The sequence below is a fragment of the Bordetella tumbae genome (assembly GCF_965139195.1).
GTDB classification, from domain to species: Bacteria; Pseudomonadota; Gammaproteobacteria; order Burkholderiales; family Burkholderiaceae_B; genus Bordetella_A; species Bordetella_A tumbae.
On the sequence record NZ_CBCSJH010000014.1, the window covers coordinates 49,758 to 63,657 of the forward strand.

General features: G+C 59.0%; 17 protein-coding genes. 10 read left to right on the top strand and 7 right to left on the bottom strand.

The annotated features are described in order from the left end of the window. Nucleotides 1-265: 265 nt before the first annotated feature. Nucleotides 266-961 carry a nitroreductase gene (locus tag ACNA0J_RS15955; protein ID WP_415819926.1) on the top strand — a complete coding sequence of 232 codons (696 nt, stop codon included), beginning with the start codon at nucleotides 266-268 and terminating at the stop codon, nucleotides 959-961. A 102-nt stretch (nucleotides 962-1,063) separates the two neighbouring features. Here ACNA0J_RS15955 and ACNA0J_RS15960 read toward each other — a convergent pair whose 3' ends face one another. After that, nucleotides 1,064-1,714: an HD domain-containing protein gene (locus ACNA0J_RS15960; RefSeq protein ID WP_415819857.1), complete on the bottom strand. Its 651-nt coding sequence runs from the start codon at nucleotides 1,712-1,714 to the stop codon at nucleotides 1,064-1,066. A gap of 115 nt (nucleotides 1,715-1,829) precedes the next feature. Here ACNA0J_RS15960 and ACNA0J_RS15965 point away from each other — a divergent pair, with 115 nt between their 5' ends. Next, nucleotides 1,830-2,399 (top strand): TetR/AcrR family transcriptional regulator, encoded by a 570-nt coding sequence (locus tag ACNA0J_RS15965; RefSeq protein ID WP_415819858.1) that lies wholly within the window; start codon nucleotides 1,830-1,832, stop codon nucleotides 2,397-2,399. A 152-nt stretch (nucleotides 2,400-2,551) separates the two neighbouring features. Here ACNA0J_RS15965 and ACNA0J_RS15970 read toward each other — a convergent pair whose 3' ends face one another. The 6 genes from ACNA0J_RS15970 to ACNA0J_RS15995 form a co-directional block, all read right to left on the bottom strand. Continuing rightward, nucleotides 2,552-3,115 (bottom strand): TetR/AcrR family transcriptional regulator, encoded by a 564-nt coding sequence (locus ACNA0J_RS15970; protein ID WP_415819859.1) that lies wholly within the window; start codon nucleotides 3,113-3,115, stop codon nucleotides 2,552-2,554. A 123-nt stretch (nucleotides 3,116-3,238) separates the two neighbouring features. After that, nucleotides 3,239-3,574 carry a DUF4148 domain-containing protein gene (locus ACNA0J_RS15975; protein WP_415819860.1) on the bottom strand — a complete coding sequence of 112 codons (336 nt, stop codon included), beginning with the start codon at nucleotides 3,572-3,574 and terminating at the stop codon, nucleotides 3,239-3,241. Between the two features lie 59 nt (nucleotides 3,575-3,633). Further along, entirely contained in the window at nucleotides 3,634-3,951 is a 318-nt protein-coding gene (locus tag ACNA0J_RS15980; RefSeq protein WP_415819861.1) for a DUF4148 domain-containing protein, read from the bottom strand. A gap of 53 nt (nucleotides 3,952-4,004) precedes the next feature. After that, nucleotides 4,005-4,322: a DUF4148 domain-containing protein gene (locus ACNA0J_RS15985; RefSeq protein WP_415819862.1), complete on the bottom strand. Its 318-nt coding sequence runs from the start codon at nucleotides 4,320-4,322 to the stop codon at nucleotides 4,005-4,007. A gap of 334 nt (nucleotides 4,323-4,656) precedes the next feature. Continuing rightward, nucleotides 4,657-5,397, bottom strand: coding sequence for an aspartate/glutamate racemase family protein (locus ACNA0J_RS15990; RefSeq protein ID WP_415819863.1), 741 nt, complete (start codon nucleotides 5,395-5,397; stop codon nucleotides 4,657-4,659). Between the two features lie 27 nt (nucleotides 5,398-5,424). Beyond that, nucleotides 5,425-6,693 (bottom strand): NAD(P)/FAD-dependent oxidoreductase, encoded by a 1,269-nt coding sequence (locus ACNA0J_RS15995; RefSeq protein ID WP_415819864.1) that lies wholly within the window; start codon nucleotides 6,691-6,693, stop codon nucleotides 5,425-5,427. A gap of 175 nt (nucleotides 6,694-6,868) precedes the next feature. Between ACNA0J_RS15995 and ACNA0J_RS16000 the strand changes: the two genes are divergently transcribed. From ACNA0J_RS16000 to ACNA0J_RS16035, 8 genes are all read left to right on the top strand, one after another. Continuing rightward, nucleotides 6,869-7,723 (top strand): transporter substrate-binding domain-containing protein, encoded by an 855-nt coding sequence (locus ACNA0J_RS16000; RefSeq protein ID WP_415819865.1) that lies wholly within the window; start codon nucleotides 6,869-6,871, stop codon nucleotides 7,721-7,723. 13 nt (nucleotides 7,724-7,736) lie between these two features. Then, nucleotides 7,737-8,402, top strand: coding sequence for an amino acid ABC transporter permease (locus ACNA0J_RS16005; RefSeq protein ID WP_415819866.1), 666 nt, complete (start codon nucleotides 7,737-7,739; stop codon nucleotides 8,400-8,402). Further along, entirely contained in the window at nucleotides 8,399-9,205 is an 807-nt protein-coding gene (locus ACNA0J_RS16010) for an amino acid ABC transporter ATP-binding protein (RefSeq protein WP_415819867.1), read from the top strand. Before ACNA0J_RS16005 ends, ACNA0J_RS16010 begins: the two co-directional genes overlap by 4 nt. Nucleotides 9,206-9,224: 19 nt before the next feature. After that, on the top strand, nucleotides 9,225-9,995 hold the full coding sequence (locus ACNA0J_RS16015) for a GntR family transcriptional regulator (protein WP_415819868.1): 771 nt from the start codon (nucleotides 9,225-9,227) through the stop codon (nucleotides 9,993-9,995). 78 nt (nucleotides 9,996-10,073) lie between these two features. Then, nucleotides 10,074-10,997: an NAD(P)-dependent oxidoreductase gene (locus ACNA0J_RS16020; RefSeq protein WP_415819869.1), complete on the top strand. Its 924-nt coding sequence runs from the start codon at nucleotides 10,074-10,076 to the stop codon at nucleotides 10,995-10,997. After that, nucleotides 10,994-11,347: a RidA family protein gene (locus ACNA0J_RS16025; RefSeq protein WP_415819870.1), complete on the top strand. Its 354-nt coding sequence runs from the start codon at nucleotides 10,994-10,996 to the stop codon at nucleotides 11,345-11,347. The genes ACNA0J_RS16020 and ACNA0J_RS16025 overlap by 4 nt, the downstream gene beginning before the upstream one ends. A gap of 25 nt (nucleotides 11,348-11,372) precedes the next feature. Next, nucleotides 11,373-12,602, top strand: a complete 1,230-nt coding sequence (locus ACNA0J_RS16030) for a pyridoxal phosphate-dependent aminotransferase (protein WP_415819871.1) — start codon at nucleotides 11,373-11,375, stop codon at nucleotides 12,600-12,602. Nucleotides 12,603-12,733: 131 nt separating this feature from the next. Next, nucleotides 12,734-13,729, top strand: a complete 996-nt coding sequence (locus tag ACNA0J_RS16035; protein WP_415819872.1) for a Bug family tripartite tricarboxylate transporter substrate binding protein — start codon at nucleotides 12,734-12,736, stop codon at nucleotides 13,727-13,729. The last annotated feature ends 171 nt before the right edge of the window (nucleotides 13,730-13,900 follow it).

Sequence of the window (13,900 nt, forward strand, 5' to 3'; positions counted from 1 at the left end):
TTGGCGCTATTTGATGTGAGCCGTTTCGACAAGAAGATAGGCCATTCGGACTCGGCCGTGCAGGTCCGGTTCTTGGATTTATCGTTCACGAATATGGACGTTCGATTCTGGCTGCGTAAGCGAGGTGTCGTTCAAACATATGAACGCAAAAGGCAAACATCCCCCGCTGTTCTGTTCCCGTTACTTGTCTATGATTTTCAACACGGCCGCGACAGATGAGAAGGCCACGGAGATGATGGACATGGAGATAGAGATGGAAACGACAATGGTCGAGCAGATCGATAAAACGGGTCTGGTTGCGGATTTGATTCGCGGGAGGCGCAGCAAACGTAAATTTCTGGATCGGCCTGTATCACCGACCATGGTGAGGCAAATCCTTTCGGTCGCAAAGCACGCACCCAGTTCCAGCAACACGCAACCGTGGCGCTGCTATGTATTAACCGGCCAGGCGCGTGAAAAAGTTACGACTGCGGCAGTGGAGGCCTATCGCTCGGGGCAGGATGCACTCGCGCCGCAGTACCCCTTCTTTCCAAAGGAGCTGCCGATGCCATTCTCATCGCGCTTCAATACTTTTCGCGGCATGCTCGGCGATGCGCAGGGCGTGCATCGAAGTGATCTGGCGGGGCGAAGACGAGACGTGGAGCACCAGTTCCGTTTTTTCGGGGCGCCGGTCGGATTGATCTTTACGATGGATCGCCGTCTCGAATGGGCAAGCTTTATTTGTTATGGCTGTTTTTTGCAGAACATCATGCTTGCTGCCTGTGCGCAAGGGCTGGACACCTGCCCGCAGCAGATCTGGTCGTTGCAGTCGGCCGTGCTGCGGGATGCGTTGGGAATTCCAGATGGTGAGATGGTTGTGGCCGGGATGTCGCTCGGGTACGCCGACAACAGCGTGCCCGAGAACAACATGAACCTGGACAAGCTGGAATTGCAGGAGTTCGTGTCGTTCGTTGATATATAAGTTTTCAACTGAAGGTTCGCCGGCATATCCCAGAATGTGTTGGCGAACGCATTTGCAATGCAGGGGGGCTGGCCTTGAGTTGATTTATATCAGTTCCAGTGATTACCTCTGATGACTCCATTCATCGACAAACGTATCGCGAAACTCTCGTAACCACGCCAGCCGAGCCTCGGCCATTGTGCGCGCAGCCGCCGTATGCATGGTCGGCGGCAGTGTCGCGAGTTTGGCTTCGATGTGATCCAACGCGTAGGTGCGATCGTCCAGCGGGCGGGTGCGTGCGAGGGGATCGTCTGGGTGCGCAAAAGCCGACCCCATGCGGCCCGCGGTATAGAACAGTCGGGCCAGGCCGACGGCGCCCAAGGCATCGAGGCGGTCTGCGTCTTGCACGATCTTGGCCTCCAGCGTCGTGGGCGCAATGCCGGCCGAGAAACTGTGCGCCTCGATGGCGTGAGCGACGGCATCGAGCTTGTCTGCCGGGAAATCGGTCTGCCCCAGGCGATGGCGGGCTTCGAGCGCTGCTAGACGCGAGGCCTGGGCGCGTTCGGGATGATTTTTGGGCAGGTTGACCAGGTCGTGCAGATAGCAGGCGGTCAGGACGACCAGCGCGTCGGCCTCGGGATAGCTGTCCAGCAAGGTCCGGGCGACACGCCAGACGCGTTGCAGGTGGTTCAGGTCGTGTGCGCCGTCGTCTTGGTTGTCTGAGGCGGCAATGGCGGTTAAACGGGGAATCCAGGCGGCTAGAGTGTCGGACATCAGTGGGGGTGAATGTAAATAATCGGCCGCTTTGTGGCGGAGAAAACGACAATAAAGTCTAGGATACTCGCTCGCCTTGACCCCTGATCTACTAGTAGGTAACAATATCCCTACTATGAATACTGCTACCACCCGCGACCAACTTCTGGAACATGCCCAGTGCCTGATCAGGCGGCGGGGCTATAACGGTTTTAGCTACCGGGACCTGGCCGATCACGTAGGGGTGAAAACCGCCAGTATTCACTATTATTTCCCCGCCAAGGACGATCTGTTGATCGCCGTTATCGACAAGTACGCGGTGCAGGTCCATGCAATGTTGCACGGCATCGACAAGTCCGTGCCCGCCAACGAGCGGCTGGCACGTTATGCTGCGTTGTTCCGGGGCGGACCCACCGACCAGATTTGCCTGTGCGGCATGCTGGCTGCGGATTTTGCCTCGCTGTCGGACCGGGCACGGCAATCGGTGCAGGCGTTTTTCCGTATGCACGAGACCTGGCTGTCCGAGGTCGTCGCTGCCGGAGTAGAGGACGGCTCGCTGAAATCTTGCGGCGATACGGCGGCGGATGGCCGTTGGCTGTTTGCCGCGTTCCAGGGGGCGCTGATGGGCTCGCGTCTGTTTCAGGACCAGCAACGCTTGGATGATGTGATCACCGCTGTGTGCTGCAAACACGGCGTCGCCGCCTAGTTGATTCTGTTGCGGTGACCATGGCCCCGCATTGTGCGGTAAAAGGCCGTGCCTGTGCGTGCTCGAGATTCCGCCATCGTTACGGGGCATTAGCCCGCATCATGCACCAAGGCCTGCGCGCATATGCATAGGCCTTGTTTTGATGGTCTGCGTTACGCCATCACCGCGGGCAAGAGGTCTTCCACGCGCTCTGCGTTTTTAAAAAGTCGAGCGCTGACCAGACTGCCTTGCAGGGCGGCATATAACGCGCGGGCCGATGCGCGCAAATCTCCTGGAACGCGCAGGCTGCCTTCGTGGGCGCCTTGTTCCAACAGTTTGACGAGCCAGGTTTCGTTCGCCGCGTAGAAATTCTGCAATCCTTGCCGCGCACAGTCGGGCAGGGCGCCGAGTTCTGCTGCCAATGCCGCGCCTAGGCAAATACGTTCGGTGCCGCAGAACGCGCGGCGGTGCGCATCGACATAGGCACGCAACTTTGCGTCGGCTCTCAACGCCGGATCGATTCCTTGCATGGCCTCATTCCAGCGCGATTGGTATTGCTGTATGACGGCCAGCAGCAGGTCTTCTTTCTGCGGAAAATAATAGTGGATGCTGGATGTCTTGATGCCGATCAGGTCGGCCAAGTCGCGGTAGCTGAAACCGTTGTAGCCGCGTTCCTGAATCAAACGCTGGGCATGTTGCACGATTTGTTCGCGAGTGTTTTCGGGTTTCATAGTCATGACGCTACCGGGTGAAAGCAGGGTTGATAGAAAAAGGGGCGGATAGGCTCCTCAAGTAATGAAGTAAACGCGGGCCGCCGTATGAAGGCAGGGCGGCGCCGCAGAACACAACATGTGCTGTCCTTAGCTGCGGGACGAGGAGTTCACGCCAGTGCTGGCTTGATAGTCGAGTTCGCCAAACGCGTCGCTGCCGTTATCGCGTGCGGCGTGGGCTTCGGCTTGCACTTCGGCGCGCGTGGGAACCGGGCCGGCGTTGTAGGCGGCAGGTTGTTCCAATTCGCCGAACGTTACTTGACCGGCTGCTGTCGCAGCTTGCAATTCAGCCTGGATCTGGGCGCGGCTGACCGTGCCGATGCTGCTTTGGACGGGCGGATAGTCCAACTCTCCCGAGGGTTCGCCAGCATAGGCAGCGCCCATCATGGTCATCGACAACATCACTGCGGATACGAGGGTTTTCATGATCATTCTCTTTTTAAAAAGTTTTTTATCGCTAGAGGCTTGGTCGGATCGACAGCCAATCAAGCGCCGGTGTTGGGGTAGCCTTCGCCGCCGAATGCGACAGGGCCGTGGGCGTTGGCTTGAACGGCTTCGGCGTGGACTTCGGCACGCGTAAGGTTGCTGTCGGCAACTTGCGTGACGGGTTCGTCGTTTTCGCCGTAGGTGACCTGGCCGGCAGCACGGGCCTGTTGCAGTTCGGCGACGACTTGCGCGCGGGTCAGTTGGCTGGTCTGGGTGATGGTGGGCGGGTAGTCCAGTTCGCCGGAGGGTTCGGCAGCATAGGCAGCGGTGCCAACCAGGGAAGCGGAAATCAGCAGTACGGAAGCGAGGGTTTTCATGATGATTCTCTTTATCTATGTGTAGGTAGGTTTGTAGTCAAATAAAAAGTCGATCAAGCGCCGGTGTTGGGGTAGCCTTCGCCGTCGAATGCGACAGGGCCGTGGGCGTTGGCTTGAACGGCTTCGGCGTGGACTTGGGCGCGGGTGACGGTGCTGGCGGCCACTTGCGTAACGGGTTCGTCGATATCGCCAAAGGTGACTTGGCCGGCGGCACGGGCTTGTTGCAGTTCGGCGACGACTTGAGCGCGGGTCAATTGGCTGGTCTGGGTGATGGTGGGCGGGTAGTCCAGTTCACCAGAGGGTTCGGCAGCGTAGGCAGCGGTGCCAGCCAGGGAAGCGGAAATCAGCAGTACGGAAGCGAGGGTTTTCATGATGGTTCTCTTTAAAGTAAAGTGTCTTTAAAACTATCTACTTATAGGTAGATAACTGGGGAAATAAAAACGCGCTCAGTGACTGCTCTTTTGCGCGGTGGTTGGGGCGATTTGTTTGCTGACCAACCATGAGACGTATGTTATCTACTAGTAGGTAGGTGAATCAAGCAGAGATTTGTGTCTTTTTGTTTCTTTGCGGGGAAGGGATGGCTATCGAGCCACAGAGGAGAGGCGAGCGAACCGGTCGGATACCGGGTAAGGCAGGCTTGCGTTGACGTGGAAGCAAGCCTGCGCAGATCAGCCGCCTGCACGCAGCGGCAAGTTCTATGTGGTCTTAACCAAACGCTCGGGGACGTAGCCCGGCATGGAACCACGTAATCATTGAGTAGATATCGTAGACCGGCAATCCGAGTTCGGCTTGCAGCGCTGCGGCATACGGCGGCATGTTGGTGCATTCCAGCACGATCGCACCGACGTCAGGATGGCGGCGCACTAGGTCCCGTCCAGCCTCCAGGATGTCTTGTTGCGCCAGATCGATGTCCATGTCTTCTTTCTCGGCTTTGATCAGGACACGGAAGAATTCCTTGCCGTTCTCGGTGCCGGCGACGGGGATGTCAGCCGGGACGTTGACCGCTGCCAGATGCGCTGGGGACAAGGTGGATCCGCTAACAGTGACCAGTCCTACGCGCTTGCCTGGAGGCAAGGTGGCTTGCACCCATGGCACTTGCATCATTGACGATGTGGCAACGGGGACTCCCAGCGCCTGCGAGAATTCCTGTTGGAAGAGGGCCAGGAAGCCGCAGTTCGTGGTGATGGCTTCTGCGCCCAGGTCGACCAATTCTCGGCCTGCCTCGATGAAGGCGTCCAATGTCCCGCGTGCGCCTTGTAAAACGACTTTTTCAGGGCTGGCGCCGCGTACGACTCGGTATAGAACGGGGAATGGCCACGTCTGGCCATTGCCCATGTCGCCGAGAATCCGGGGAAAACGCGCATCTAGCATCAATATGCCCAGCGGGGCGCCGTATAGCGATTTGCCGCCGCGGGCAATGCGGCCGGGTGAGGAAAGCGTGGACATGACGGGTTCCTTGAGGGAAGGGGAGAGTCACGCGAAACGACGCGGACTGAATGGCTCTAGCGGAATCGTTGTGGCTTGGCCCTGCAGCAGTTGCACGACGAGCTCTCCTGTGCGGGCTGAACCGACCAGGCCGATGTGGCCGTGTCCGTACGCATGCACGATATCAGGACTCGCCGAGGCCGCACCGATGCAAGGCAGGCCATCGGGCATACTGGGGCGGCATCCTTGCCAATAGTCGATGCGTTCGTCGGCGGGCTTGGCCGGCAGTGCGGGATAAATAGACATCAGCAAGTCGCGCAGGATGTGGGCACGCCGCCAGTCGGGCGGTGCGTCGACATCGGCGATTTCGACTTGCCCTGCGACTCGCAGGCCATTTTCCATGTTGTTGATCACGACTTTGCAGTCGGCAAACATGGTGGATACGCGCGGCGCACCCTCTGGTTGTTTGATGACGGCGTGGTAGCCGCGTTCAGCCGCAAGCGGGACGCGATCCCCAGCCAGGCGCGCAAGTTCGCGTGAGCGTATGCCGGTCGCGATGACGGCCTTGTCGCAGGGAATGTCACCGCTCTCGGTGCGCACGGCCCGCAATTTTCCTGCCTGTATATCAAACCCGGTGGCGCGTGTATGACGCAGGTCGGCGCCGAGAGTTTGAGCGAGTTGTACCAGGGCCGCTACATAGGCGCCTGGGTTGCGGCAGTGGCCAGTTTCAGGAACCAGTACGCCAAAGGTGTAGCGCGGGTGCAGGTCGGGTTCCAGCGCGCGCAGGGCCTCGGTATTCAACTCTTGCCACTGGATTCCTTCGTTGCGGCGGATGTCCCATGCCCGGCTATCGGCGCGGAAATGTTGTTCCGAGAGATAGGCATGCAATAGGCCGCGTTGCTCGATCAGGTGCGAGACGCCTGCCTGCTCGGCCAAAGCTTGATGCAGCGCGGGCGCACCGGCCAGTAATGAACGCAGGGCATGTGCGATGCGTTCCACGCGCGGCCATGTCCAGGCCGAGGCCAGGTAACGTACCAGCCAGGGGATGGCGCGCGGCAGATAGTTCCAGCGGATTGCCAATGGGCCCAGGGGGTCTTTCAGCCAGGTAGGAACCTGTTTCCAGACGCCAGGCGCGGCTGGGGGCAAGATGGAGTGCGACGACAACCAACCTGCATTGCCATAGCTGGATACCTGCCGGCCTCCGGGCGTGTCGGCCTCGACCAGGGTGACTCGCATTCCCGCGTTGAGCGCTTGCACGGCGGTCGCTGCGCCGACTGCGCCGGCGCCAATGATGACGATGTGTTGATCTGTGCCCATTGAGATACCGGTGAGGAAAGGACGTGGCGTAAAGCGCCGCCCAGGGTGAAAAAATCATAACACTTGACTGTATACAAAACAATATTCAATATATGTGCACAGTTTGGTGTACACATTCATCCGCTGTGCGGTGCCGTCTCGGCGCCTTTCTCATACATATACAAGGGGTTAATCGATGAAGCGCAGAGAGTTGTTTAGTCATTCCGCCCTGATTGGCGCCGCCGCCATTGCCAGCGTCGGGATTCCCGCGCGTGCTTCGGCACAGGCGGCGTCAAGTAATGATTCCACCTTGGACCGTGTGCGTAAAACGGGGATATTGCGCATGGGGGTGATCGTGGGACAGGCGCCGTACTTCACCAAAAACCTGACCGATGGCACGTGGTCGGGTGCGTGTCTGAGCATGGCGAACGACATCGCGAAAAAGCTGAATGCCAAAGTGGAGACCGTTGAAACCACCTGGGGCAATCAGATTCTGGATCTGCAATCGAACAAGATTGACCTGGCTTTCGCCGTGAATCCCACCCCCGAGCGGGCGCTCATGGTGGATTTTGCTACGCCTATCCTGGTGCACTCGTTTACCGCGGTCACGCGCAAGGGGTTTGCCAAGCCCGAGACCTGGAATGACCTGAATAAGCCTGAAGTGCGTATTTCCGTCGACATGGGATCGGCGCACGAATTGATCGCGCGGCGCTACGCGCCGAACGCCACGATTTTGTCGTTCAAGACCCGGGATGAAGCCGTGTTGGCGGTGGCGACGGGCCGTGCCGACTGCAATGTGGTGCTGGCCATTTTGGCATTGCCCATGCTGAAGAAAAATCCGGCCTTGGCCGAGATCGCGATTCCCCGCCCCATTTTGACGCTGCCCACCAATATTGCCGTCCGGCTCGACGGGGACAAGCGCTGGCGCGATTTCCTGAGCGTGTGGGCCGATTACAACCGATCCATGGCGCAAACCCGCGAATGGTTCCTGCAAGGCCTGGCGGAGTTGGACGTCAAGGAAAGCGATATCCCGCCCGAAGTGCAATTCTGATCGGGTCACGACCATGAATTACGCATGGGATTTTGGCGCGCTCGCCCCGTACTCGGGCCTGCTGTGGAAGGGGCTGTGGATCACGATTGTCTTTACGGTGACCACGGCCCTGGCTGGCCTGGCCATTGGCCTGGTGGCGGGGGTGTTGCGTACCAACGCGCCCCGCTGGGTCAATGTGCCGGTGGTCGCCTATATCGAGATTTTTCGGTGCACGCCTCTGCTGGTGCAATTGGTGTGGATGTATTACGCACTGCCGGTCTTGATCCAGGTTGAAATGTCGCCGGGGATGGCGTGTTTTCTGACGCTGTCTTTGTATGGGGGCGCGTTCTATGCCGAGATTTTCCGCGGGGGAATCGAAGCCGTCGATCGCGGCCAATGGGAGGCAGGCAAGGCGCTGGGGATGCGGCGTAGCCGTATTTTCCGGCGTTTGATTCTGCCGCAGGCCGTGCGCGTGATGATTCCTTCGTTCATCAATCAAACCGTTTTGCAGTTGAAGAACACGTCGCTGGTATCGACGGTTGCCGTGGGCGACTTGTTGTACCAAGGGTCCGTGATTACGGCTGCTATTTATCGTCCGCTGGAGACCTATACCGTGGTGGCGGTCGTCTATTTTGTCGTGCTGTTCCCGCTGACGCTGGCTGCACAACGCCTAGAGGCACGCATGGGAGCACACCGATGAATGCAAAAAACGCTGTAGCTACGCCTGCTTTGCAGGCATCGGCCATCCATAAGTCGTTTGGTGCGCATCACGTGCTAAAGGGCGTGTCGCTGGATGTCGCCAAGGGAGAGGTTGTCACGCTGATCGGCGCCAGCGGGTCGGGAAAATCGACCTTTCTGCGCTGCATGAATTTGCTGGAGATGCCTGAGTCCGGGAGTCTGGCTGTCGGAGAACATCAATTCGAGTTCGACGGAAAACAGAAGGCTCCCAAGGATGCTTGCCTGGCCGCGTTACGGCGGGATATTGGCATGGTCTTTCAGCATTTCAACCTGTTCCCGCATATGACGGTCCTGCAGAATGTGATCGAGGCGCCCATGCAGGTCAAAGGCATGGCGCGTGCCGAGGCCTCGGACCTGGCGCGCGAGTTGCTGGCCAAAGTCGGTCTGGCGGACAAGGTCGATGCCTTTCCCAGCCGCCTGTCGGGCGGGCAAAAGCAGCGTGTCGCCATTGCACGGGCGCTGGCGATGCGGCCCGATGTCATGTTGTTCGATGAGGTGACGTCTGCGCTTGATCCCGAGTTAGTATCCGAGGTATTGGGGGTGATCAAGGCGCTGGCGGCGGAAGGCATGACCATGGTATTGGTGACGCATGAGATGGCGTTTGCCGCCGATGTGTCGGATCGAGTGGGATTCATGCTGGACGGCGTCATGGCCGAAATAGATACTCCCTCTGAAATCTTCGGGCATCCGCGTAACGAACGCCTGAAATCCTTTTTACAGCGCTTTCATCATGGCTTGTCTTTACCGGCGGCCGTGGCTGCGTGATTTTTTTGATAATTGACGCATGACTTCTGACACTTCCGCCGCTCGGGCTTCCTCGCACAGCCAGGTCTATGATCGCATCAAGGCCATGGCGACCACATTTCGCCTGCGCCCGGGCGAAAAGGTGAATGAACTCGAGCTGTCGCGTCAACTGGGCGTGAGCCGCACGCCTGTGCGCGAGGCGCTCAGCCGCATTGCCGCCGAGGGATTTTTGGTGGCGACGCCCAATCGTGGCTATACCGTGAGAGGGTTGGACGCGAAGCAACTGATGGCCCTTTACGAGTACCGGGCCACGGTGGAATTGGGAGTCGTGCGCCTGGTCTGTATGCGCGCCTCCGACCAGGAGCTGGCCGATTTGGCGACCATGGTCGAAGGCAACCGGGACGAGGACGACACGGACGCTCAGGCATTGCGGCTGTTGTCCAGGGATGAAGCTTTTCACGAGCATCTGGCTGCCTTGGCGGGCAACCCCGAGTTCTTGCGTTCAGTACGTTCGATTAACGAGCGCCTGCGCTTTCCGCGTTGGATCGATTTGAAGGCTCGCCGTGGTCAGACGCGCAATGACCATCCGGATATTGTGCGCGCGCTGCAGACACGTGACCAGGCGGTGGTGCAGGCATTGATGAGCCAGCATATCGAAAAGCATCTGGATCACATCATTGAGCTGACCCGCGCGGGTTATGCCGAGATTTATACGGGTAATGCGCTGGCCGATTATGCCGAGTCGCGTTTTATGGAACACCAGGAGGACTGGGCCTCTTCCTCTGATGGTGTCAAGGAAACGAGGGATTGACGGCGCTTCCTTGACACCAGCCGCGAGCCGGCATCACTGCAGGTTTTGATTTACATCTCACTTTTACCAGGACTATTCATGAAAGCTATTTTCGTTGACGCCAACCCTACTTTGTCCGCGGTGGCCGAGCGCCTGCATCGTGCCGATGATCTGGAGTTGGTCATCAACCGTCAGCCGGATATCACCTCGGATCAGTTGCCGGCCGTGCTGGGTGATGCAGAAATCGCCATCATCGACCATACGCATCTGCCGACCGATATCGCTCGTCAATGCAAGGGTCTGAAGCATGTCGTGTTCCTGGGAACCGGTCCGCGTTCGTATATGAATCCTGAGGAATTGGCGGAGATCGGCATTGAGGTGCACATCATCAAAGGCTACGGCGATACGGCCGTGGCCGAGTGTGCGTTTGCCTTGATGTGGGCATCGGCAAAGGGCTTTGGGCGCATGGATCGTGAAATGCGCGCAGGGAATTGGCTGCGCAGCGATGCCGTGCAATTGACGGGCAAGACGCTGGGTCTGATTGGTTTCGGCGGCATCGCAGCAGAGGTTGCGCGTCTGGCCCAGGGCGCCGGCATGGAAGTCATCGCCTGGAATCGCAGCGCGAAATCGCATCCGGGCGTGCGTTTCACGGAACTGGACGAGGTGCTGGCCAAGAGCCACGTGGTGTCGATGCATTTGCTGTTGACGGACGAGACGCGCGGCATTATTTCGCGTGAGCGCATTAACGCGATGCGCGATGGTGCGATCCTGGTCAATACGGCGCGCGGCGCGTTGGTGGACGAGGACGCCATGATCGACGCGCTGAAGTCGGGCAAACTGGGTCATGCGGGTCTGGACGTGTTTGTCACCGAACCCATGCCCAAGGACCATCCGTTGACCAAGCTCGATAACGTGACGCTGTCGGCCCACTCGGCATTCCGTACCCCCGAGGCCAGCGATAACCTGATTCAATCCGCTCTGAATCACTGCCGCCGTATTTCGGGCAAGGGAGTGCAGCAATGAGCGCGCCGATCACCCGGTTGGACCAGAACACACGCCGTTCGCGAGCGGTGATTCACAATGGCACGGTGTACCTGGCCGGCCATACGGCTGACGATCGTGGCGCCGATGCGGCAGGACAGACGCGCCAGGTGCTGGCCAAGATCGACGAGATGTTGGCGGCCTCGGGCACGGACAAGTCCAAGCTCTTGAATGTCACGATCTGGCTGCAGCACATGTCTGATTTTCAGGCGATGAACGAGGTCTATGATGCATGGATCGTACCCGGTCAGGCGCCGGCGCGTTGCTGCGGCGCCGTCGAACTGGCTCTGCCGGAAATTCTCGTCGAGATAATGGTGACCGCCGCGTTGTAGGCGGGAATGTTTTTTCAGGATGGATATGTCTATCGATAATTCTCAGGCGCCGGCGTTTCGCCGCGCCAGTCGTATCTCCCGTATTGCGGTGTCGGAGATTCTGCGCATCGGCGCACGCGCCGCACAACTGAAGCGCGAAGGGCGCGATGTCATCGTATTGGGGGCGGGCGAACCCGACTTTGATACGCCGGACAACGTGAAAGAAGCGGCCATTCGTGCGATACACGCTGGCGAGACCAAGTACACCTTGCTCGATGGCACCCTGGCGTTGAAAGCCGCGATCGCGCGCAAGTTCGAACGTGAAAATGGCGTGACGTACGGCCTGGACGAAATCAACGTAGGCGCCGGCGCCAAGCAAGTGATCCACAATGCCTTGATGGCGACGCTGGATGACGGCGATGAGGTCATCGTTGGCGTGCCGTACTGGACGTCTTATGCCGACATGATCACGATTGCCGGCGGCAAGACGGTCGAGGTCGGATGCCGCGAGGAAAACGGTTTCCGTATGGATCCCGCAGATCTCGAGCGCGCCATCACGCCGCGTACGCGCTGGGTCATGTTGAATTCGCCGTCCAACCCGACGGGCGCTGCCTATGGTGAAGCGGATCTGCGGGCGTTGGCCGAGGTATTGTTGCGGCATCCGCATGTTTGGGTGCTCGCCGACGACATTTACGAGCATCTGATTTACGGCGATTTCACGTTCAAGACCATGGCGCAGGTCGAGCCGCGCCTGAAGTCACGCACATTGACCGTCAATGGCTTGTCGAAAGCCTATGCGATGACAGGCTGGCGTTTGGGCTTTGCGGGCGGACCGAAGGAATTGATCGGGGCGATGGCTGTGGTGCAAAGCCAGAGCACGTCGAACCCGTGCTCGATCAGTCAGGCGGCGGCCATCGAGGCGCTGGACGGACCGCAGGATGTGTTGGCAGAGCGCCGTGCGTCGTTCCAGGTGCGGCGGGATTTGGTGGTGAATGGTTTGAATGCGATTCCGGGGTTGAGCTGCCGTCTGCCCGAAGGCGCGTTTTATACCTACGCCAGCTGCGCAGGGGTGCTGGGCCGCACCACGCCGAAGGGCAAGCGTCTGGAAACGGATGCGGATTTCTGCGAGTACTTGCTGCAGGATCATGATGTGGCGGTGGTACCTGGCACGATTTTCGGTCTGGCGCCGTATTTCCGGATCAGCTATGCCACGTCGCAGGCCCAGTTGCAGACGGCGTTGGAGCGTATTGCAAAGGCAGTTGAGCAGTTGAGCTAACGCAGCAACGGCTGTCCGTCACGACGGACAGTCAGTGCCGCACAGTGATTCATCACGCACATTCAATATCGCAGGCTAAAGATTTTCGGATATCCGGGTTCGGCAGCCATGCTTTTTCAAGGGGAATAATCATGTTGCGTCGTTTCAGTATTGCCGCGTTGGCGGCTATGACATTGGCCGCTGCCATGCCGGCCGTTGCGCAGGACAGCAAATGGCCTACACATGCCATTACCATTGTCGGGGGCTTCCCGACTGGGGCAGGGACTGATTTGTATACCCGCAAATTAGGACAAGGTCTGACGGAGACGCTGGGTGTGCCCATCGTGGCGGAAAACCGTACGGGCGCCGGCGGCAACGTGGCGTCGGATATGGTGGCGCGGGCAGCGCCTGATGGCTATACCTTTTTGTTCGGCACGGCTGGCACTCACGCAATCAATGCGGAGTTGTACAAGAAGAGTCTGACCTTTGACGTCTGGAACGATTTCACGCACATTGCCTTGCTGGGTGATGTGCCGAACGTGCTATTGATCAACCCGAAAAAACACCCCGACATCAAGACCTGCAAGGATCTGATTGAATTGGCTCGCAAGAATCCCGGCAAGATGAACTATTCATCGACCGGGAATGGAGCCTCGGGTCACCTGGCCGGTGCGTTGTTTACGCAGATGGCCAAAGTCAACATCGTGCACGTACCTTATCGTGGACAGGGGCCTGCCATGACGGCGCTCTTGTCGGGCGAGGTCGATTTCTTTTTCAATCAGAGCGCGGCATCGATCGCCGCCGTGAATTCGGGGCAGGTGCGCGCGCTGGGCGTGACGGTATCCAAACCGATCGAGGCGCTGCCTGGGGTACCGTCCGTGGCCGAGGGGTGCGGGCTGCCGGGGTATGAGAGCAGCACGTGGTATGGGCTGTTTGGGCCGGCCAAGCTGCCTGCGGATATCCAGAAGCGCATGAGCGATGCGGTGATCAAGGAAATTTCCAAGCCTGAGTTCAAGCGTTGGTTGATCGATACGCAAGGCATCACGCCGCCAGCCGATCCCAGCCCCGCTGCGTTCGAGCGCGTGCACAAGGCGGATATCGCGCGTTGGGCGGAAGTCGTCAAGATGTCGGGCGCGAAGGTGGATTAAACGCTCGCGTTCGTCGCTGCGGGGTTTGCTATCAGCCTGTCCGGTATGTTCGGACGGGCTGATTTTTTTCACGCTCTGCGGGGCTGCTAGCACGGGGGATTGAGTGCTATTGGACGTCGAGGCGGGGCAGTGACCGTGTTGGCGCTTCACGGAGTCGNNCGAGGGAAACCG

Coding starts and splice junctions, on each gene's coding strand:
- ACNA0J_RS16030 (WP_415819871.1), top strand. CDS start 11,373: ATGTCTATCGATAATTCTCAGGCGCCGGCGTTTCGCCGCGCCAGTCGT.
- ACNA0J_RS16025 (WP_415819870.1), top strand. CDS start 10,994: ATGAGCGCGCCGATCACCCGGTTGGACCAGAACACACGCCGTTCGCGA.
- ACNA0J_RS15975 (WP_415819860.1), bottom strand. CDS start 3,574: ATGAAAACCCTCGTATCCGCAGTGATGTTGTCGATGACCATGATGGGC.
- ACNA0J_RS16005 (WP_415819866.1), top strand. CDS start 7,737: ATGAATTACGCATGGGATTTTGGCGCGCTCGCCCCGTACTCGGGCCTG.
- ACNA0J_RS15965 (WP_415819858.1), top strand. CDS start 1,830: ATGAATACTGCTACCACCCGCGACCAACTTCTGGAACATGCCCAGTGC.
- ACNA0J_RS16010 (WP_415819867.1), top strand. CDS start 8,399: ATGAATGCAAAAAACGCTGTAGCTACGCCTGCTTTGCAGGCATCGGCC.
- ACNA0J_RS16020 (WP_415819869.1), top strand. CDS start 10,074: ATGAAAGCTATTTTCGTTGACGCCAACCCTACTTTGTCCGCGGTGGCC.
- ACNA0J_RS16000 (WP_415819865.1), top strand. CDS start 6,869: ATGAAGCGCAGAGAGTTGTTTAGTCATTCCGCCCTGATTGGCGCCGCC.
- ACNA0J_RS15970 (WP_415819859.1), bottom strand. CDS start 3,115: ATGACTATGAAACCCGAAAACACTCGCGAACAAATCGTGCAACATGCC.
- ACNA0J_RS15985 (WP_415819862.1), bottom strand. CDS start 4,322: ATGAAAACCCTCGCTTCCGTACTGCTGATTTCCGCTTCCCTGGCTGGC.
- ACNA0J_RS16035 (WP_415819872.1), top strand. CDS start 12,734: ATGTTGCGTCGTTTCAGTATTGCCGCGTTGGCGGCTATGACATTGGCC.
- ACNA0J_RS15960 (WP_415819857.1), bottom strand. CDS start 1,714: ATGTCCGACACTCTAGCCGCCTGGATTCCCCGTTTAACCGCCATTGCC.
- ACNA0J_RS15980 (WP_415819861.1), bottom strand. CDS start 3,951: ATGAAAACCCTCGCTTCCGTACTGCTGATTTCCGCTTCCCTGGTTGGC.
- ACNA0J_RS15995 (WP_415819864.1), bottom strand. CDS start 6,693: ATGGGCACAGATCAACACATCGTCATCATTGGCGCCGGCGCAGTCGGC.
- ACNA0J_RS16015 (WP_415819868.1), top strand. CDS start 9,225: ATGACTTCTGACACTTCCGCCGCTCGGGCTTCCTCGCACAGCCAGGTC.
- ACNA0J_RS15990 (WP_415819863.1), bottom strand. CDS start 5,397: ATGTCCACGCTTTCCTCACCCGGCCGCATTGCCCGCGGCGGCAAATCG.
- ACNA0J_RS15955 (WP_415819926.1), top strand. CDS start 266: ATGGTCGAGCAGATCGATAAAACGGGTCTGGTTGCGGATTTGATTCGC.